This is a genomic window from Actinoplanes sp. NPDC051861 (genome assembly GCF_040681145.1).
Lineage (GTDB): Bacteria > Actinomycetota > Actinomycetes > Mycobacteriales > Micromonosporaceae > Actinoplanes.
Map to the genome: position 1 here is coordinate 175,097 of NZ_JBFAYE010000008.1, position 19,740 is coordinate 194,836.

15 protein-coding genes and 1 pseudogene are annotated in these 19,740 nt (G+C 69.3%); 6 read left to right on the forward strand and 10 right to left on the reverse strand.

The genetic code is table 11. From position 1 onward, the window contains the following. Positions 1-3 precede the first annotated feature (3 nt). Entirely contained in the window at positions 4-1,620 is a 1,617-nt protein-coding gene (locus AB0M02_RS22860) for a M28 family metallopeptidase (protein WP_364229762.1), read from the reverse strand. A 119-nt stretch (positions 1,621-1,739) separates the two neighbouring features. Here AB0M02_RS22860 and AB0M02_RS22865 point away from each other — a divergent pair, with 119 nt between their 5' ends. Together AB0M02_RS22865 and AB0M02_RS22870 are read left to right on the forward strand one after the other, a co-directional pair. Then, positions 1,740-3,569 carry a Xaa-Pro dipeptidyl-peptidase gene (locus tag AB0M02_RS22865; protein WP_364229763.1) on the forward strand — a complete coding sequence of 610 codons (1,830 nt, stop codon included), beginning with the start codon at positions 1,740-1,742 and terminating at the stop codon, positions 3,567-3,569. Between the two features lie 17 nt (positions 3,570-3,586). Further along, positions 3,587-4,369 carry an alpha/beta hydrolase gene (locus tag AB0M02_RS22870; RefSeq protein ID WP_364229765.1) on the forward strand — a complete coding sequence of 261 codons (783 nt, stop codon included), beginning with the start codon at positions 3,587-3,589 and terminating at the stop codon, positions 4,367-4,369. On the opposite strand, the gene AB0M02_RS22875 is transcribed toward AB0M02_RS22870, so the two are convergent. Genes AB0M02_RS22875 through AB0M02_RS22890 form a run of 4 tightly spaced genes read right to left on the reverse strand, consistent with a single transcriptional unit; the run spans position 4,366 to position 9,315 of the window. Beyond that, positions 4,366-5,313 (reverse strand): pectate lyase, encoded by a 948-nt coding sequence (locus AB0M02_RS22875; RefSeq protein WP_364229767.1) that lies wholly within the window; start codon positions 5,311-5,313, stop codon positions 4,366-4,368. The genes AB0M02_RS22870 and AB0M02_RS22875 overlap by 4 nt on opposite strands. Continuing rightward, positions 5,313-6,233 carry a pectate lyase gene (locus AB0M02_RS22880; protein ID WP_364229768.1) on the reverse strand — a complete coding sequence of 307 codons (921 nt, stop codon included), beginning with the start codon at positions 6,231-6,233 and terminating at the stop codon, positions 5,313-5,315. The genes AB0M02_RS22875 and AB0M02_RS22880 overlap by 1 nt, the downstream gene beginning before the upstream one ends. Further along, on the reverse strand, positions 6,233-7,795 hold the full coding sequence (locus AB0M02_RS22885) for a family 16 glycoside hydrolase (protein ID WP_364229770.1): 1,563 nt from the start codon (positions 7,793-7,795) through the stop codon (positions 6,233-6,235). Before AB0M02_RS22885 ends, AB0M02_RS22880 begins: the two co-directional genes overlap by 1 nt. After that, positions 7,795-9,315: a family 16 glycoside hydrolase gene (locus AB0M02_RS22890; RefSeq protein ID WP_364229772.1), complete on the reverse strand. Its 1,521-nt coding sequence runs from the start codon at positions 9,313-9,315 to the stop codon at positions 7,795-7,797. Before AB0M02_RS22890 ends, AB0M02_RS22885 begins: the two co-directional genes overlap by 1 nt. 305 nt (positions 9,316-9,620) lie before the next feature. Between AB0M02_RS22890 and AB0M02_RS22895 the strand changes: the two genes are divergently transcribed. Next, entirely contained in the window at positions 9,621-10,802 is a 1,182-nt protein-coding gene (locus AB0M02_RS22895; protein WP_364229774.1) for a right-handed parallel beta-helix repeat-containing protein, read from the forward strand. Positions 10,803-10,861: 59 nt separating this feature from the next. On the opposite strand, the gene AB0M02_RS22900 is transcribed toward AB0M02_RS22895, so the two are convergent. Continuing rightward, positions 10,862-11,428, reverse strand: coding sequence for a TetR/AcrR family transcriptional regulator (locus AB0M02_RS22900; protein WP_364229776.1), 567 nt, complete (start codon positions 11,426-11,428; stop codon positions 10,862-10,864). A 52-nt stretch (positions 11,429-11,480) separates the two neighbouring features. Here AB0M02_RS22900 and AB0M02_RS22905 point away from each other — a divergent pair, with 52 nt between their 5' ends. Then, positions 11,481-13,229 carry an ABC transporter ATP-binding protein gene (locus tag AB0M02_RS22905; RefSeq protein WP_364229777.1) on the forward strand — a complete coding sequence of 583 codons (1,749 nt, stop codon included), beginning with the start codon at positions 11,481-11,483 and terminating at the stop codon, positions 13,227-13,229. A 9-nt stretch (positions 13,230-13,238) separates the two neighbouring features. Here the strand turns inward: AB0M02_RS22905 and AB0M02_RS22910 are convergent, their stop codons facing one another. Then, the gene (locus AB0M02_RS22910; RefSeq protein WP_364229779.1) at positions 13,239-14,021 is read right to left on the reverse strand and encodes an NAD(P)-dependent oxidoreductase; all 783 of its coding nucleotides are present in this window, start codon (positions 14,019-14,021) and stop codon (positions 13,239-13,241) included. 252 nt (positions 14,022-14,273) lie between these two features. Here AB0M02_RS22910 and AB0M02_RS22915 point away from each other — a divergent pair, with 252 nt between their 5' ends. Next, positions 14,274-15,281 carry a polysaccharide deacetylase family protein gene (locus AB0M02_RS22915; protein WP_364229781.1) on the forward strand — a complete coding sequence of 336 codons (1,008 nt, stop codon included), beginning with the start codon at positions 14,274-14,276 and terminating at the stop codon, positions 15,279-15,281. 137 nt (positions 15,282-15,418) lie between these two features. Beyond that, positions 15,419-16,318, forward strand: a pseudogene (locus AB0M02_RS22920) (IS256 family transposase); the annotation flags it as partial. A 265-nt stretch (positions 16,319-16,583) separates the two neighbouring features. Here the strand turns inward: AB0M02_RS22920 and AB0M02_RS22925 are convergent. The 3 genes from AB0M02_RS22925 to AB0M02_RS22935 are packed head-to-tail and all read right to left on the reverse strand — an operon-like array spanning position 16,584 to position 19,731. Beyond that, a complete protein-coding gene (locus AB0M02_RS22925; RefSeq protein ID WP_364229783.1) occupies positions 16,584-18,068 on the reverse strand; it encodes a tripartite tricarboxylate transporter permease in 1,485 nt (494 codons plus the stop codon). Further along, positions 18,068-18,742, reverse strand: a complete 675-nt coding sequence (locus AB0M02_RS22930) for a tripartite tricarboxylate transporter TctB family protein (protein ID WP_364229785.1) — start codon at positions 18,740-18,742, stop codon at positions 18,068-18,070. Before AB0M02_RS22930 ends, AB0M02_RS22925 begins: the two co-directional genes overlap by 1 nt. Then, positions 18,739-19,731 (reverse strand): tripartite tricarboxylate transporter substrate-binding protein, encoded by a 993-nt coding sequence (locus AB0M02_RS22935; RefSeq protein ID WP_364229787.1) that lies wholly within the window; start codon positions 19,729-19,731, stop codon positions 18,739-18,741. Before AB0M02_RS22935 ends, AB0M02_RS22930 begins: the two co-directional genes overlap by 4 nt. Between the last annotated feature and the right edge of the window lie 9 nt (positions 19,732-19,740).

Here is a 19,740-nt window from a genome sequence, read left to right on the forward strand (position 1 = left end):
TCGTCAGTCCTCCGGGTGGTGCGGGCCGTCGCCACCGTCGGTGCCGAACGTGCCCTGCGGCCCGGCCGGTGCCGGCAGCTTGACCGGCTTGCCGGGGACCTTCTTGCCCGGCACGCCGTTCACCGACTCGGTCGAGTAGGCGAAGGTGAGCTGGGCGAACGCGATCAGGTCGCTGTTGACCTCGAGCGCGTGCAGGTCCAGGTTGTCGATGTCGTCGCAGGCCTGGTGGTAGCACGGGTCGAAGGAGGCACCCGCGGTTCCACCCCAGATCGCCGCCTGCTCCTCGGTCTTGACCACCTCGGCGCCGGTGAAGAGGCCACCCGACGGGATGCCCGCCTCGATGAACGCCTGGTAGTCGCTGCGGCCGGAGAACTCGGCGTCGTCGTACGGCTCGTTCTTCCACGTGTAGTACGACTCGTACAGGTCCTCGATCGCCGTCGAGCCCGGCGGCACGACGACCGGCGCGGGGAACGACGACTCGTCGGCGTCGTACACCTGGAAGATGTAGTTCGGCGAGCCGACCATGTCGTAGTTCAGGTACAGCGCGATCTTGTCCTTCTCAGCCTGACTGAGCTCGGCGACGTAGGCGGCGGAGCCGATCAGGCCCTCCTCCTCGGCACCCCACCAGGCGAACCGCACGGTGTTCTGCGGCTTGATCTTCGCCATCTGCAGGGCGGTCTCCAGGATCGCGGCCGAGCCGGAGCCGTTGTCGTTGATGCCGGCGCCGTCACCCACGCTGTCCAGGTGCGCGCCCGCCATCACGACGTTGTTCCTGTTCTTGCCGGGCAGTTCGGCGATGACGTTGACGTCGGTGCGCACCTCGGACGGGAGCACCCGCACGCGGGCGGTCGAGCCGGCCGCGGAGAGCGCGACGCCGTCGGCGAAGCTGGCGCCCACGACCGGGATGGTGACCGGCGGGTTCTCACCGAGCGTGCCGACGATCAGGCCCTCGCGGGTCGGGTCGTTGCCCTGGTTGAAGATCACGACGGCCTCGGCACCGGCGTTCTCGGCGTTCTGCGCCTTGATGACGAACGAGCACGCCGTGCCGTCCGGCAGGGTGCCGCCGCGCTGGATCAGCGCGATGTCGTTCGGCCCGCTCAGGTCCAGGCCGGTGAAGTCGTCGGCGGTGCAGCCACTGGTGGAGGCGCGGTCGCCGGTCACGTTGATGTCGACCGGGGTGACCGGGCCGGTCACGTCACCGGACGGGCTGTTGGTGAAGGCGCCCGTCGCGTACGACGCGCTGACCGGGGTGAGCTGCTGCAGCAGCGCCGGGAAGACGAAATTGAACTCGAACGGGTCCAGGGTGACCCTGTAGCCGGCCTTGCGGAGCAGGCTGGACACGTACCGGACGCTGTTCTTGTAGCCCTCGGTGCCCGCGGCGCGCGAGCCGGGGTAGAACTCGTCGTCGTTCTTGTCGGCGATCCGCTGGAGCACCTCGAGGTGATCCACGACGCCGTCGAGGGTGACGCACTTGAGGAGCTCGGCATAGCTGTCGTTGGCCTGTTTGCCGCACTTGTCACCGTGGTGACCGCCGGCGTTGGCCGCGGTCGCCGACGACAGTGCGAGCACCGTGGCCGTAGCGGCGGCTGCGATCAGTCGCAGCCGGGATGGCTTGCTCATCTACGATTTCCCCCTGTCCACTTCGGAACACCGCTGAACCTAGACGATCGCGGGCGTCGATGCACCGGATGATCGGCCGGTGCCCCCAAACGATCGACGTGCGGCGATAGTGTGTCCCGATGCGACTCGTCCGTTGCGGCGTACGTCTGCTCGCCGCCACCCTCTCCGCCCTCGTCGCCGCCACCGCGGCCACGGCGGCCACAGCCGCCCCACCCCAGCGTTCCGAGGGCACCCAGCCGATCTACGACTACGCTTCCGCCATCCGGGAGCAGGTCTGGGTCCAGTCGTCGGTCGACAGTGACTCCGACGGCGCGCCCGACAAGGTCGCCGTGCGCATCATCCGGCCGGCCACCGACAAGAAGATCCCGGTCATCTTCCAGCCGAGCCCGTATTACGCCGGGCTCAACGACGTTCCCAACCACGACGACATCGACCGCGACGGCTCCAGCGCGCTGCGGTCGGCGGTCGGCGCCAACCGGGCGGACACCATCACGTTCGCCGGCTACCTGGACAACTACTTCGTGCCGCGCGGCTACGCGGTGGTCTTCGCCGACAGCCTCGGCAGTGGCGGCTCGGAGGGCTGCCCGACGTCGGGCGGGCGCAACGAGACCCTCGGGATGAAGGCCGTGGTGGACTGGCTCAACGGCCGGGCCAAGGCGTTCGACGAATCTGGTGCTCCGGTGCGGGCGGGCTGGTCGACCGGGCGCACCGGCATGATCGGTGTGTCGTACAACGGCACGCTGCCCAACGCAGTCGCCGCCACCGGTGTCCGTGGCCTGGAGACCATCGTGCCGATCGCGGCGATCTCCAGCTGGTACGACTACTACCGCGCCAACGGTGGTGTCGTCGCGCCCGGCGGCTTCCAGGGTGAGGACACCGACGTGCTGGCCAAGGCGGTGCTGACCCGGGCGAACCCGGAGGTCTGCGCCGATGTGATGGCCGCGCTGGAACACGACCAGGACCGGGAGACCGGTGACTACAGCCGCTTCTGGGCCGAGCGTGACTACCTGCGCGACGCGGACAAGGTGCGGGCCAGTGTGCTGCTGGTGCACGGGCTGCACGACTTCAACGTTCGTACGCAGCACGCCGGCCAGTGGTGGGACGCTCTCGGCAAGAACCACGTGCCGCGCAAGATCTGGCTGCACCAGGCCGCGCACACGGACCCGTTCAACATCCGGCGTGCCGAGTGGCTGACCACGCTGAACCGGTGGTTCGACTACTGGCTCTACAAGATCGACACCGGGATCATGAAGGACCCGATCGCCGACGTCGAGACCGCGCCGTACCAGTGGCAGACCTCGAGGTCGTGGCCGCTCGCCGGCAAGGCGCGGGACCTGCGGCTGGGTGACGGGACCCTCGGCGGGTGGCCCTCGCCCGGACGGCAGACATTCGTGGACAACACGGCCCGGACGGCCGAGGACCTGGCGTCCAACGAGACCGTGGTGGACCCGAACCGGCTGGCGTACCTGACCGGGCCTCTGGCGAAGGAGACCCGGCTGTCCGGGACACCCGAGGTCACGGTACGCGCCGATCTCACCGGCGACTCGCCCTACCTGACGGCGCTGCTGGTCGACTACGGCGCGGCCGAACGGTGGGTCGGCACCCGGACACTGACGACGCAGGACTGCATCGGTCCGGGCATCGAGGGTGACCCGGGCTGCTTCAACCAGCGGGAGTACGTGACCGCGACGACGCCGTACGAGATCGTCACGCGGGGCTGGATCGACGTGCGGAACCGGTTCTCGCCGTCGGTGACGGCCCCGATCAAGGCGGGTAAGGCGTACACGTTCCGGTGGAACCTGCAGACCACCGACCACGTGTTCGCGGCCGGTCACCGGATCGGCCTGGTCATCATCTCGACCGAACGTGATCACACCCTGCGGTACCCGACCGGGACCGTGGTCGGCGTGCAGCCGGGTGCCTCCCAGCTGACCGTGCGCCTGAGCTGACGGGTTAGCGTCGGGCCGTGACACAAGTTTCCCGGCCCGGCGCCACCCTCCGCTGTCACGAGTTCGGCGAGGGGCCGTTGCTCGGTTACGCGCACGGCGTCTTCTTCAGTACGGCAGTCGAGGACTCCATCGGGGTCCTCGACTGGTCGTCCCTGTCCCGCACCCGCCGCATCGTGCGTTACGACCAGCGGGGGCACGGCTCGTCCACCGGTTCGCCGGAGCCGGAGTCCTACGCCTGGCCGGCACTCGGCGACGACCTGCTGGCAGTGGCGGACAGGGTCGCCGGGCCCGATCCGGTCGACTGGGCCGGGTCGTCGATGGGAACCTCCAGTCTGCTCTGGGCGGCGGTGCGGCGGCCGTCGCGGTTCCGCCGGCTGGTCCTGATGATCCCGCCGACGGTGCGCGAGGGCCGAGCCGCGGCGACCGAGAACTACCGGGCAGCGGCAGACGTCGTCGAGCAGCGCGGCAAGAAGCTCTGGCTGAACGTGCTCCGCAGCATGCCGAAGCCGCCGATCTTCGCCGACGTCTCGACGTGGGTCTTCGACGCGGACGTGCCGGAGACGCTGCTGCCGTCGGTGATGCGCGGCGCCGCCCTCAGCGACCTGCCGGGCGACGCCGACCTCAAGGCGATCTCACACCCGGTACTGATCCTGGCCTGGGAGACCGATCCGGTTCATCCGGTGGCGAGCGCCCGGCTCCTGGCGGAGCTGCTGCCGGACGCCCATCTCCACGTATCATCAGATATCAGAAATATCCGAACTTGGCCCAGCCGGATCGAGGAGTTCCTCAGCGCTCCCTAGATCTTTCCGGCGCCCGCACCGGCCTGCACCAGCGCCGGGACATTCGCGGCCGGATCAAGCTGATACCCGTAATATGCGGACGGCGAGGCCACGCTGCCACCCGCCTCGCACGGCCCGGACGAGGTGAACTGATTGTTCCGCTGCACCAGCCGTCCCGGGCCGCTGTCCGCGTACCCGCTGGTCGAGAAGCACGGGTAGGGGACACCGGTGAACGCGTTCCCCTCGACGACCACGCCGGCGTTCATCGTTGACGCGACGCCGTAGAGCTGGTTGCCGTCGAACCAGTTGTTGTAGACGTGCACCGGCTCGCCGAACCGGACGCGGGGATGCCGCTGCCGGGACCCGTCGAACCAGTTGTGGTGGATGCTGACCTTGAGATGCCCGACGTCGGTGGAGGACGCGCCGTCGGAGTGGCCCAGCAGCATGCTCTTGTCGGTGCCGGCGAAGTGGTTCCACGAGACCGTCACGTAATCAGCGCCGCGGACGACGTCGATCGAGCCGTCCACGGGCCGGACGAACGTGTTGTGGTCGATCCAGATGTGGTGCGACTGCTGACCGACATTGATCGCGTCGTCCTCGGCATCGACGAACGTCAGGTTCCGTACGATCACGTTGTAGGAGCGATAGAAGTCCAAGCCGCCGCCGGAGATCGTCGGGTTCGCACCCACCCCGATGATGGTCTTGTTGGGGCGCACGCCCTGCTTGCTGGTGATCTCGATGGTGCCGGAGACCTGGATGATCATCGAGCCGACCGTGTCGATGGCGTCGAGCAGCTCGTCGGTGGTGTCCACGGTGACGGTCGGGCCGCCGACGCCGCCGGTCGTGGTGGTCAGACCGAGCGCCGGCACCGACGCGAAGCCGTCCGGAGTGGACGGGGCCGCGGACGCCGGCGAGGCCACGAACACGCTGCCGGAGATCAGCAGTGCGGTGAGAAGCCGTCGCATCAGATCCTCCCTACCCCGGCACCGGCGGTCACCAGGGACGGCACCGACGACGCCGGATCAAGCTGATATCCGTAATATCCGGACGGTTCGGCCACGCTGCCGCCCGCCTCGCACGTTCCCGAGTTCACGAACGCGTTCGCCCGCTGCACCAGACGCCCTGGATTACTCTCCGCATATCCGCCGACCGAGTGGCACGGGTGGGCGACGTTCTCGAAGTAGTTGCCCTCCACGACGACTCCGGCGTTCTCAGTAGACGCAACACCATAAAGCCCGACATTTCGATAATAATTGTTGTAGATGTGTACCGGCTCGCCGAACCGGACCCGTGGATGCCGCTGGTTGGACCCGTCGAAGAAGTTGTGGTGGTAGCTGACCCGCAGGTATCCGATGTCCTCGCGATAGTTGTCGGAGTGCCCCAGCAGCATCGACTTGTCGGTGCCGCGGAAGACGTTCCAGGAGACCGTGACCTGCGTGGACTTGCGCTTGATGTCCAGCGATCCGTCATATCCGGGCCCGAACTCGTTGTGGTCGATCCACACGTGGTGCGCACCGTTGGTGACGCTGATCGAGTCGTCATCCGCGTCGGTGAACCGGATGTTCCGGATTATCACGTTGTTGCCGGGACGCGTGGTGGTGCCCAGCTGCAGCCCGCCACCGGTGATCTCAGCGTTCGAACCCACCCCGAGGATGCTCTTGTTCGCGACCACCGTGATCATTCCACTAGCGGAAATTCTTCCCAAAACCATGATTGTGTACGGGGTATTCGCGCCGGCGTATCGAGCCAGGTCAGCCGCGGTGCTGACGGTGACGACCGGCGCACCCGCCCCACCCGTCGTTCCCGTGGCGAACCCGTCGGCCGCCGTCGGCGCGGCAGCCGTCAGACCGCTCGCCATCAGCACTATCGAGAGAAGCGCGTGCATCAGATCCTCCCCACCCCGGCCTGCGCGGTCACTGTCGCCTTCACCTGCGCACACGGCTGCGCGGTGTAGGAGTAGGTCACCGCGGGCACGCCGCCGCCGGTCTGACCGGTGCCCGAGTTGACGAAGCAGTTGTTCCGCGCGACCAGCCGCCCGTTCCCGGAGTCGCCCTCACCCAGGTGGAACGGGTCCTCGACGTTCTCGAACGAGTTGCCCTCGACGATCACGCCGGCGTTCTCGGTGGACGCCACGCCGTAGTTGCCGGTGTCGTTGTAGTGGTTGTTGTAGACGTGCACCTGGTCGCCGAAGCGGACCCGGGGGTTGCGCTGCTCGGTGCCGTCGAACCAGTTGTGGTGGTACGTGACCTTCAACCGGCCGATGTCCTGAGCGCCGTTGTCGTCGTCGTGCCCGAGCAGCATGTTCTTGTCCGTGCCGTCGGCGTGGTTGTAGGAGACGGTGACGTACGAGGACCCGCGCTTGATGTCCACGCCGCCGTCCGACCCGGTGGTCCATGTGTTGTGGTCGATCCAGACGTGGTGGCTGAACATCTGCACGTTGATCGCGTCGTCCGGCCAGCCGCGGAAGTTGAGGTTCCGGATGATCACGTTGTGCACGGCGTTCGCCGGGGGAGCGGTGATGTCGTCGTCGATCGCCAGCCCGACGTTGAGCCCGCCCCCGGTCAGCCCGGAGCCGCTGCCCACGCCGACGATCGTCTTGTCGCTCGTCACGTCGTGCATCGGCCCGGGCAGCGTCAGCATGCCCTGCACCCGGACGGTGAGCGGGCCGCTCTGCGCGATCGCCGACAGGAACGCCGAGGCGCTCGTGACCGTGACCGTCGCTCCGCCGGCGCCACCCGACGTGCCGTTCTGGCCCCACGCGTTCACCGCGGCCCAGCCGTCGGCCACGTTCGGCTGCGCCGGCGGCTCCGAGGTCGGCGGCCCGGACGACGACGGCGGCGTGGTCACCTCGGTGGTCACCTGCACGTCGTCGAAGTTCGCCGCGGTGTAGAAGGTGGCGACGCCGACCCGCCCGCCGCTCCACCGCGTGTCGGCGGCCTCGGTCAGCAGCGCGCCGTTGACGTACCCGCGCAGCGCCGTCCCGGCGACCTCCAGGCGCAGCGTGTACCAGGTCCCGGCCGACACGGACACCGAGGCGGTGTCCAGCGTGGTCGACGATCCACTGTCGAGGCGCTTGAGCTCGACCGTGTTGTTGGACCGCAGCGCCAGGTAGTAGTAGCTGGTGCTGCTCTGCACCCGGGCCAGCACCGCGGCGAACCGGTTGCTGCCGCTGAACGCGGTCGGCTTGACCCGCGCCTGTACGGCGTAGTCGGTCCAGGTCGCCGTGCCGGCCAGCGCGCGTGCGTCACTGCTGGTCCCGCTCTGGCGGTAGACGCCGGAGCCGTCGGAGGCCAGCGCCCAGGTGCCGCCGCTGGTCGTCCAGCCGGTCGCGTTGCCGTCCTCGAAGTCGTCGGTGAGCAGGGTCGCGGCCTGCGCACCCGTGGTGGCCATCATGATCAGAAGAGCGGCGACGCTGAGCACTGCCCAGATCGCATGACGTCGTGACATCAGAACACCCCCGCACCCGCGGTGACGATGGACTTGACCGAGTTCGGATCGTCGAGTGTGTAGCTGTAGTAGCCGCTCGCCTCCTGCACGGTTCCGCTGCAGTCCGGCGCGCCCGACTCGCCCACGAACACGTTGTTCCGGGCGACACAGCGGCCGGCCGGTCCGGCGTACGTGTTGGTGACCGGTTCCTCGACGTCCTCGAAATAGTTGCCCTCGACCAGGCAGCCGGCCGTGTTCTGGCAGGCCACGCCGGTGTCGGTGTTGTAGAAGTAGTAGTTGTTGTAGACGTGCACCGGCTCGCCGAACCGGACCCGCGGGTTGCGCTGCGGCGTCGCGTCGAACCAGTTGTGGTGGTACGTGACCTTGAGCCGCCCGGTGTCCTGGGCGCCGTTGCCGTCGTCGTGGCCGAGCAGCATGTTCTTGGTGTGGTGATGGGTGTGGTTCCACGACACCGTCACGTACGAGGACCCGCGCTTGACGTCGATCAGCCCGTCGTAACCCTGTGCCAGGTCGTTGTGGTCGATCCACACGTGGTGCGAGAACATCTGCACGTTGATCGAGTCGTCGCTCGCGCCCCGGAACGTCAGGTTCTGGATGATCACGTTGTGCACAGCGTCGGCCGGCGGCGACGTCACGTCGGAGACAGCCAGCCCGATGTTGAACCCGCCGCCGGTGATCCCGGCCGTCGAGCCGACCCCGAGGATCGACTTGTCGCTGGTCACGTCGTACATCCCGGCCGGGAGCGTGATCGTGCCGCTGACGCAGACGGTGAGCGGCCCGGCCGTCGCGATCGCGGCGAGCAGCTCGGACGCGGTGTCCACAGCGACCACCGGGCCACCCGCGCCGCCGGTCGTGCCGTTCTGTCCCCACGCGTTGACCGTGGCGAAGCCGGCCGGCGACCCGCTGACCCGGCAGTCACCGGGCGGCGGGGGAGTGGTGGGGCTCGTCGACGGGCCCGGCCCGGGTGACGCGGTGTCCACGGCGACGTCGTCGTACGAGGCGCTCGCATAGCCGGTGACCAGCCCGATCCGCCCGGCGGCGAACGTGCCGTCGGTCGCCTGCACGACCTGCGTGCCGTCCACGTACCCCCTCAGCGTGGAACCCTGCACGGCGAGCGCGAGCGTCCGCCAGGTGCCCGTGCCACCGCCGACCGCGGCGGTGCCGAGGGTGGTCGCGGTCCCGCCCGAGACCCGCTGCAGCTGCGCCGCCCCGCCGCCGGTCAGCACGAGCGCGTAGTACTGGCTGCTGGAGACGGCGCGTGCGGCGATCCCGGCGGTCCGGGCGGTCGTGGCGAAGGCGATCGGCCGGACCCGCGCCTGGACCGTGTAGTCGGTCCACGACGTGCTGCCGGCCAGGGCGCGCGCGTTGGCGCTGGTGCTGCTCTGCCGGTACGCCGGCGAGCCGTCGGTCACCACCGACCAGGTGCCGCCGTTGCGCGACCAGCCGTCGGCGTTGCCGTCGTCGAAGTTGTCGGAGAAGAGCGGCGCGGCGAGCGCCGGAGCCACCAGAACGACTGGCACAACCAGTGCCAGGGCAGCAGTGATCCATCGGACGGGTCTCATGCGGAACCTCCGGGAATTGTCCGCCGAAATTCCCCCGAAACATGGGGTGAGGCCCCGACCATAAAATTTGATATTGGCGGTGGTCAATGCTTTCCGTTTGCAGCTTTGTTGCAGCCGATTGACATCGCGCGAGGGGCGTCGTAGGTTGCGTGGGAAAGCGCATTCCCCCATGTCGGCGGCTTCCCCGAGTCGTCCTCGCGCCACCCGGCCGGTGGCGTCACCGCCCCGCGTCACCGGCCGCCTGCGACAAGGAGAAATCCCCTATGAGAGCACGGCGGATAATGCTTTTCGTCGCCGCATTTCTGGCTGTCCTCGGAATCCACGCGCCCGCGCGCGCGGCCGCGACGACCCTCTACGTCGCGACCGGCGGCAACGACAGCAACGCCGGCACCCTCACCGCACCGCTCGCCACGATCCAGAAGGCGATCAGCCTCGTCACGGCCGGCGGGACCGTCGCCGTGCGCGGCGGGACCTACGCGCTGACGACCAACATCCAGATCACGAAGAGCGGTACGTCCGGCAGCCCGATCACACTGACCAACTACGGCGGCGAGAAGGTGGTGATCGACGGCGAGGCGCTCGGTTACACCCCCGGCGCGGTCGGGTCGACGATCCCGAGTGCGCAGCGCGGAGCCGTCCACATGGAGGCGTCCTACTGGCGGATCAGCGGGCTGGAGATCGTCCACGGCCCCTACGGCGTCTATTGCGCGGGCTGCAACAACAACACTTTCGAGCGGCTGATCACCCGCGACAACTACGAGACCGGCTTCCAGTTGCAGGGGTCCTCCGCGAACAACCAGATCCTCAACCTCGACAGCTACGGCAACCGCGATCCGCGCAAGAACGGGGAGAGCGCCGACGGTCTCGGCATCAAGGAGGGCAGCGGCTCCGGCAACATCGTCCGCGGCACCCGGCTCTGGAACAACGTCGACGACGGCTTCGACGCCTGGATGTTCACCTCGCCGATCACGATCCAGAACACGATTGCGTACGGCAACGGCTACAACCGCTGGGGCATCCCCAACTTCTCGGGCGACGGCAACGGTCTCAAACTGGGCGGCAGCAGCGGCACCGGTCCGGCCGCCGCGCACGCCATCTCGAACTCCATGGCGTGGGGGAACGCCGCCCACGGCTTCACCGACAACGGCAACACGGGAGCGATCACGATAAATCGGTCTACGTCGTACCAAAACGTCAAGACCGGCTTCGACGTCGACGGCGGCTCCAAGACGAAACTCACCGCGAACCTGGCCCTCGGCAACGCCACCGCGGTGGCTCTCGGCTCGTCCACCGCCACCGGCAACTCCTGGAACATCGGCGGCTCCTGGCCCCTCCTCAGCACCAGCACCTCCACGATCGCCGGCCCGCGCACCGCCGACGGCTCCATCCCGTCCTCCAACTACCTCGTCCCCTCAAACGGCTCCGCGGTAGGCGCCAAGATCTGACAGCCAAACACATTTCGTGTTGAGTTCGGGCTCATATACGGGCGGAACTCAACACACGGTCAGTCGCGGTGGAGGGGGCGGACCGCTCCCTCCATGCAGCGCAGGACCAGGCGCAGGGCCTCGTGGCGGGAGACCTTGAACTCGGCGAGGTAGCTCCAGCCGGCGTAGAGCTGCGACCACATCAGGCTCTGGATCCAGATGGGCGGGAGCTCCGGGTCGATGCTGCCGTCGGCGTGGCCCCGGCGGACCATGGCCTCGAAGTCCTCGTCGCAGCCGGCGATGTCGTGGTCGTCGCCGACGGCGACCTGTTCGCGGAAGAGCAGCGAGAGCACGTCGCCCAGATCGAAATACTCCTGGCAGAGCCGGCGGACCGCGGAGACGCCGGAGTCCTCGGCGACGCGCGCCCGGACCCGGGCCTGGTCGAGCCGCTCCCCGGCCTCGGCCTGCAGAGCGTTCAGGAGGTCGGTGCGCTCGGGAAAGTAGCGGTGCAGCGTGGTGCGGCCCACGTCGGCGGCGGCGGCCACGTCGCTCAGCGGCGCGGCCGGGTTGCGCGCGAGGACCTCGATCGCCGCGTCCAGGATCGCCTGCCGGGTGCGGGCACGGCTGCCGGTGGGGATGGTGCTCACAGCGGCAGAATAACACTTGCCTATTTTGGAACGTGAGTGTTCCACTATGGGAATGCCGGAACCCACGAGACTGCGCACCCTGCTCGCCGTGCTCCGCCCGCACCGCCGGACCATGCTGCTCGGGCTCGTCCTCGGCCTGATCGGCAACGCCGCCGGGCTGGCCACGCCGATGGTCACCAAGTGGGTCCTCGACTCGTTCAGCGACGGCGTCGACCTCGCCCGTCCGATCACCGTGCTCGCCGCCCTGGTCGTGGTGGGTGCCGCCATCACGCTCTGGCAGTGGATCCTGCTCGGCACGCTCGCCGAGCAGATCGTGCTGGACGCCCGGACCTCGATCATCCGGCGCTACTTCCGGGCCCGGGTCGGCGACCTGCAGGCCCGCGCCACCGGGGAGCTCGTCACCCGTGTCACGTCCGACACCGGTCTGCTGCACCAGGCGTCCAGCAGCATCGTCGGCCTGATCAACGCCGGGATCGGGCTGGTCGGCACGCTGATCCTGATGGCGGTGCTCGACCTGACTCTGCTCGCGTGCACACTCGGGGCGGTCGTCGTCGTGAGCATCCTGATGGCCACGCTCCTGCCGAGGATCAGCAAGGCGCAGACGGCCGCTCAGGACTCGGTCGGCAAATTGGGTGCACAACTCGAAGGATCACTGCGCGCTATTCGTACGGTGAAAGCAAGCCGGGCCGAAGTCCGCCAGGGTGACCAGATCGTGGGCAACGCGCGTGACGCCGCCGCACACAGCGTTCGTGCCGCCAAGGTCGCGGCCTCGGTCTGGACGATCGCCTGGTCCGGCATCAACCTCGCGGTGATCCTCATCCTCGCGGTGGGCGCCTGGCGTGCCCACGCGGGACTGCTCGAGGTGTCCAGCCTGGTCGCGTTCCTGCTGTACGTGTTCCAGCTGATGGGCCCGATCAGCGAGCTGACGCAGAACATGACCGCGCTGCAGTCGGGCATCGCCGCGGCCGGGCGCATCAACGAGCTGGAGAGCATCGCCGCCGAGCCCGCCTCCGGCGCGATCTCCCGGCCGGCGGCGGCCCCGCACGCCGCGGACACGCCGGTGCTGGTGCTGCGGGACGTCACCGCGCGCTACGGCCCGGACGCGCCGCCCGCCGTCCGCGGCATCGACCTGGAGATCCCCCGGCGCGGGCACACGGCGATCGTCGGGCCGTCCGGCGCGGGAAAGACCACCCTGTTCTCGCTGCTCCTGCGTTTCGTCGAGCCGGAGGAGGGCCGGATCCTGCTGGACGGCCGGCCGTATGCGGACTGGACCCATCAGGAGGTGCGTGCCCGGCTGGCCTACGTCGAGCAGGAGACGCCGGTGGTGCCCGGGACGATCGGCGACAACCTGCGCTTCACCCACCCGGACGCGAGCGAGGAGGAGCTGCGCGCGGTGCTGCGGGAGGTACGCCTGGACGACAAGATCGCGGAGCTGCCGGAGGGGCTGGACACGTCGCTGAGCTCGACGGACGTCTCGGGAGGGCAGCGGCAGCGGATCGCCCTGGCGCGGGCGCTGCTCCGGACGCCGGACGTGTTGCTCCTGGACGAGGCGACCGCCCAGGTCGACGGACTGACCGAGGCCGCCGTGCAGGCGTGCATCCGGGAGCGGGCGGCGGCCGGCGCGGTGGTGACGATCGCTCACCGGCTGTCCACGGTGCTGGACGCGGACCGCATCCTGGTGATGGAGGACGGGCGGATCCGGGCGCAGGGCACGCATGCCGAGCTCTACGCGACCGACGACCTGTACCGGCGTCTCGTCGAAGCCCTCCGGATCGCCGCCGACCAGCCCGCCCCGGTGTGACGGTCAGCCTCAGCCGCCCAGCCTCCCGGTGCCGCTCTGTCCGCCGACGGTGCGGTGCTGCGGTGCGGTGAGGTCGGGTTCGCCGAAGTCGGCCGCCCACTTCTCGGCGTCGTCGCGCGGGTGGAAACCGATGGCGTCGCCGCCCGCGGCCGACCACCAGCGCCTGGTGTTCGCGGAGACACCCCAGACCAGGTGCCATCCGGTCGCGGTCAGCGAGGCCTCGACCAGCCGGGCGAGATCGTCCGGGGAGAGCCAGATGGACAGGTCACGAGCGTCCTCGGGCCGCGGGCGGCAGGCGCCGATCCGCAGGCAGATCACGTGCAGGCCGTACCGGTCGTGATAGAGCCGGCCCAGGGACTCCAGGGCCGCCTTGCTCCAGCCGTAGTACGTGTCCGGCCGCGGCGGCACGTCGTCGGGCAGGTCGTCGCGGCGCTCGTGCAGGCCGGCGGCGTGGTTGCTGGAGGCCAGCACGACGCGCGGGACACCGGCCTCGTGCGCGGCCCGCAGGACCCGCTCGGTGCCGCGGACGTTGACGTCGAGCAGGTCGTCGAAGGGCCGTTCCCAGGCGAGCCCGCCGAGGTGCACGACCGCGTCGACGCCCCGCGCGCAGGCCCGCCGCAGCGCCTCGCCGTCGGTCACGTCGAGCGCCTCGACGCCGTCGCCGTCGCCGTCTCCGGCGCCGTCGCCGTCTTCGGGTTCGGCGTCGGTGAGCAGCAGGGTGTGGTGGGTGAGGCGCTCGCGGAGCATGTGCCCGAGGCGCCCCGAGGCACCGGTCAGAAGGATCACCGCCATGCGATCCCTATGCCCAGTGGCCCGGCACTCACTCCCCACGCTCCGAAACTTTCGGACCAGGCGCCATCTGATGCTCGCCATGACACATTTCCTGGGCCCTGGATGATGGCAAAATGCCTGTTGAACATCGCTTATAAGTGAAAACTGATTTCCGTTATGCTTCCGGAAGTTGTTGACTCTTTGACGAGGGCGGAACGATACTCATCGCTGTCGATGGCCGGTCGGCCGGAGCCCGAAGAGAGGAACGCCTCCATGCGGATCGCAGCAATCGGTAAGTGGAAACGTCCGTTGGCCATCGCGGCGACGGCCGCCGCTGCCGCCGCCACCTTCGTGGCGATCAACGTCACCGCGTCGTCCCAGGCCGCCGCCTGCAACGGGTACGTCGGCCTGACCTTCGACGACGGCCCGCGCGCCGGCAACACGCAGAACCTGCTGGCCGCACTGCGGAACAACGGCCTGCGGGCCACGATGTTCAACCAGGGTTCGTACGTGGCGTCCAACCCCTCGCTGGTCCGGGCCCAGGTGGACGCGGGCATGTGGGTGGCCAACCACAGCTACACCCACCCGCACATGACGCAGCAGAGCCAGGCCACGATGGACTCGGAGATCTCCCGGACCCAGTCCGCGATCGCGAACGCCGGCGGCGGCACACCCCGGCTGTTCCGGCCTCCGTACGGCGAGACCAACGCGACGCTGCGCGCCGTCGAGCAGAAGTACGGCCTGACCGAGATCATCTGGGACGTCGACTCCCAGGACTGGAACAACGCCAGCGTCGACGCGATCGTCTCAGCCGCCGGACGGCTCCAGAACGGGCAGATCATCCTCATGCACGACTGGCCGGCGAACACCGTCGCCGCCATCCCGCGCATCGCCCAGAACCTGGCCAGCCGCAACCTGTGCTCCGGCATGATCTCACCGTCGACCGGCCGGGCGGTCGCTCCGGACGGCGGCGGCAACCCGCAGCCGACCAGCACGACGACACCGCCCCCGGGCGGCGGCAACTGCACCGCGACCCTCTCGGCCGGTCAGCAGTTCGGCGACCGCTTCAACCTCAACGTCGCGGTCTCCGGTTCCAGCAACTGGACCGTCACGCTCAACCTGAACGGCAGCCAGTCCATCCAGAACAGCTGGAACGCCTCGGTCAGCGGCACGACCGGCAGGGTCACGGCCCGCCCGAACGGCTCCGGCAACAACTTCGGCATCACCATCATGGCCAACGGCAACTGGACCTGGCCGAGCACCTCCTGCACCGCAAGCTGACACCACCCCCCGCCCGCACCCGACCCCCATCGCGTGTGGAGTTCGGGTGCGGAGCGGGGCCGAAACCGGGACTGTGCCAGGAGCGGTGTTTCCGGCCCGACACGCCGGGCTGAGGTCCGGCGGGATGGGCCCCGCGAGTGATGACTGCGAAAGGAATGACGACCGGGGAGATATCGGCGCATTTCGCGGAGATCTATGGCGCGTCGGTGTCGAAGGAGACCGTCTCACGGATCACCGACAAAGTGGTCGCGGAGATGACGGAATGGTCATCGCGGCCCCTCGACCGCGTGTATGCGGCCGTGTTCATCGACGCGATCGTCATCAAGGTGAGGGACGGTCAGGTCGCGAACCGGCCCATCTACGCGGCCATCGGGGTCACCGTGGACGGCCGTAAGGACGTCCTGGGCCTGTGGGCCGGCGCCGGTGGCGAGGGCGCCAAGTTCTGGCTCAGCGTTCTGGTCGATCTGAAGAACCGTGGCGTGGCCGATGTGTTCTTCGTCGTTTGCGACGGGTTGAAAGGGTTGCCGGACAGCGTTGAGGCTGTCTGGCCGCAGGCCGTGGTGCAAACCTGCATCATTCATTTGATTAGGAATACTTTCCGTTTGACGTCACGAGCCGACGCGGACGCGATCAAGCGTGACATCCGGCCGATCTACACCGCGGTCAACGCGGACACGGCAGCGGCCGCCCTGGATGATCTGGAAGAGAAATGGGGCACGAAATACCGGGCGATGATCCGGCTGTGGCGTAACGCCTGGAACGAGTTCATTCCCTTCCTGGACTACGACGTCGAGATCAGGAAGGTAATCTGTTCCACGAATGCGATCGAGTCGTTGAACGCCCGCTATCGGCGGGCCGTGCGCGCTCGGGGACATTTCCCGAGCGAGCAGGCCGCGCTGAAGTGCCTGTACCTTGTGACCCGCAGCCTGGACCCGACCGGGACCGGCCGCGCCCGATGGACGATGCGCTGGAAGCCCGTGCTGAACGCCTTCGCCATCACCTTCGGTGACCGCTGGCCGGCCGCCGAGACCTACTAACCGACAGCCGGAAACACCGATCTTGGTACGGACCCCCGAAACCCCACACGCTCGGGGGTGGCACCTCGTGTGTGGAGTTGGGGTGCGGAGCGGGGCCGAAATCCACACGCTCGGGGGTGGCACCTCGTGTGTGGAGTTCGGGTGTGGAGCGGGGCGGAAATCCACACGCTCGGGGGTGGCGCCTCGTGTGTGGAGTTGGGGTGCGGAGGGGGGCGGAAATCCACACGCAATGGGGTGGCGTTTGTGTGTGGAGTGGGGCGGAAAGTCACACGTGGGGGTGGGTGCGGCGGTAGAGCGAGACGGCTGTGGGGGCGAGCAGGGCTAGGGCGGCCAGGATCCAGAGCGTTATTGTCAGCGGGTTGGAGAGCAGGACGGACCAGTCCCCGTCGGAGAGGGTCAGGGCTCGGCGTAGCTGCTGTTCGAACAGCGGGGCCAGGATCAGGCCGACGATGGCCGGGGCTACCGGGACGTCGGCCTGGCGCATGAGGAGGCCGACGAGGCCCAGCGCGGTCAGGATGAGCAGGTCGGCGACGGTGCCGCCGGCGGCGTAGGTGCCCAGGCAGGCGAATACCAGGACACCGGCGTAGATGCCGTAGGCGGGGATGGTCAGCAGGCGCGCCCAGACCCGGACCAGGGGCAGGTTGAGTACCAGGAGCAGGACGTTGCCGATGTAGAGGCTGGCGATCAGCGCCCACACCAGGTCGCCGGACTCGCTGAAGAGCTGCGGGCCGGGCTGCAGGCCGTAGGACTGGAACGCGGTGAGGATGACGGCCGCCGTCGCGGAGGTGGGCAGGCCGATCGTCAGCAGCGGGACCAGGACACCGGCGGCCGCGGCGTTGTTGGCGGACTCCGGGCCGGCGACGCCCTCGATGGCGCCGTGGCCGAACTCGTGACGGTGCTTGGAGAGCCGTTTCTCGAGGCTGTAGCTGAGGAAGGTCGGCACGTCGGCGCCACCGGCGGGGAGGCTACCGATCGGGAAGCCGAGGGCGGTGCCGCGCAGCCAGGCCGGCCACGAGCGGCGGAAGTCCTCGCGGGAGAGGACGGCGGCGCCGCGGACCGGTTCGACGCGGGCGTGCCCGGTGCCGGCCACCAGGTGGGTGAACGTCTCGCCGAGCGCGAACAGCGCGACGACCACGATCACCACGTCGATCCCGTCGAGCAGGGCGGGCGCTCCGAACGCGAGCCGCGGCTGCCCGGTCAGCGTGTCGATGCCGACCAGGCCGATCGCGGCGCCGATGACGAGCGAGGCGGCGCCCTTCAGCAGGTTGGGCCCGAGCAGCGCGCTGACGGTGACGAAGGCCAGGGCCATCAGCGCGACGTACTCCGGTGGACCGAAACTGATCGCTATGTCGGCGACCAGGGGAGCGGCCGCGGTGAGCGCGATCGTGCCGATGGTGCCGGCCACGAAGCTGCCGATCGCGGCGGTTGCCAGGGCCGCGGAGCCGCGTCCGGCGCGGGCCATCCGGTTGCCTTCGAGGGCGGTGACCACGGACGCGCTCTCGCCGGGAGTGTTGAGCAGGATCGAGGTGGTCGAGCCGCCGTACATGCCGCCGTAGTAGATCCCGGCGAACATGATCAGTGCGGCGGCGGGTTCCAGGCGGAAAGTGATCGGCAGCAGCAGGGCCACGGTGAGGGCCGGGCCGATGCCGGGGAGCACGCCCACGGCGGTGCCGATGGTGACGCCTACCAGGGCCCAGAGGAGATTGGCCGGGGTGAGGGCGTCGGCGAAACCGGCGAGCAGGGCGTCCATCAGAACCCCCACGGTCCGGTGGGAAGGCTGAGACCGATCAGCCGGTCGAAGATCAGGAACACGGTCGCGGCGAGGGCCCATCCATAGGCGACGACCCGGGCGGGATGCGGTGCGCCGAGCAGGAGGGCCGCCACGGTGAAGAGGGCGGCGGAGCTCACTACATATCCCACAAACGGCAGAAGAAGGGCAAACGCGATCAGAGTGCCCACCATCGCCGCGAGGCGCCAGAAGCGCCGAGGATCAAGGTCAAGACCATCCGGGGTACGCGCTGAGCGCACACCCTGCACGGCGAGCACGAGTCCGAGAATGCCCAGCAGGATCCCGATCAGCGTAGGCGCCGCCGCGGGTCCCACCGCCGCATCGGTCTCCCGCATCCCGGCCGCGTCGACGAGCACCACGATCGCCCCGGCGACCATGACGATCCCGAGGAGCGCCGACGCCCGCGCCTGTGATCGCTCCCGCTCAGCCGACTCGGGGGCGGGCGGCTCGGCGAGGTCGGAGAGGGCCGCCGAGCCCGCCGGGGCGGCAGCGGGTGGCCCGGTTGCGGGCGCCCCGGTTGCGGGTGGCCCGGTTGCGTGTGGCCCGGTTGCGGGTGCCCCGGTTGCTGGCGCTGCGGGTGTGGGTGCTGCGGGTGTGGGTGCCGTGGGTGCCGGTTCGGGGTCGGGGGTGGTCATGCGAGGCCCATCTTGACCAGGACGTCGTGGACGGTGTCGCGTTCCGTCTTGAGAAACGTGTCGAACTCGGGACCGGCCAGGTAGGCGTCGCCCCAGCCGCGCCGCTGCAGAGTCTCGCGCCACGCGTCGGTCTGCGTCATGCGCATCATCAGGTCCTCCAAGGCCTGCTCCTCGGCCGGGTCCAGCCGAGCGGGGGCCACCACGCCGCGCCAGTTGGCGAGTTCGACGTCGACGCCGGACTCGCGGAGGGTGGGTACGTCGGGGAGGGCGGGCAGGCGGTCGGCGCTGGAGACGGCGAGGGGGCGGACCGTGCCGGCCCTGATCTGGCCCTCCAGTTCGGAGACGCCGGAGACGCCGGCTGTCGCGCGGCCGGAGAGCAGCGTGGAGAGGGCCTCGCCGCCGCCGGAGTGCGCGACGTAGTTGACGCCGCCCGGATCGGCGCCGATCGCGTCGGCGATCAGGCCGGCCAGGATCTGTTCGACGCCGCCGGCCGAGCCGCCCGCGAACGAGACCGCACCCAGGTCGTCCCGCATGCGGGTGACCAGGTCGTCGACGGTCTGGAGCGGGGAGTCGGCGGGGACCACGAGCACCTCGTAGTCGGTGGTGAGCCGTACCAGCGGGGTGGTCTGCTCCAGGCTCACCGGCGAGTCGTTGCTCTCGATGGCGCCCACCATGATCAGGCCCATCACCATGACCTGGGTGGGGTCGCCCTCGTACCGGGCGAACTGGCTGAGCCCGATCGTCCCGCCGGCGCCGGCCACGTTGTAGACCTCGGTGCGCCCGGCCACGTCCCGCAGCGCGGACTGCATCTCGCGGGCGGTCTGGTCCCAGCCGCCGCCGGGCGCGGCGGGAGCCATCAGCCGCAACTGGCGGCCGTCCAGGAAGTCGCCCGCCTCGGCGGGATCGTCGCGGGGCATCGTCACGACCAGCAGCACGGTCGCGATCGCGGCCGCCACCCACGGGCCGGCCACCGCCGGACGCCAGTTCATCGGGCCACC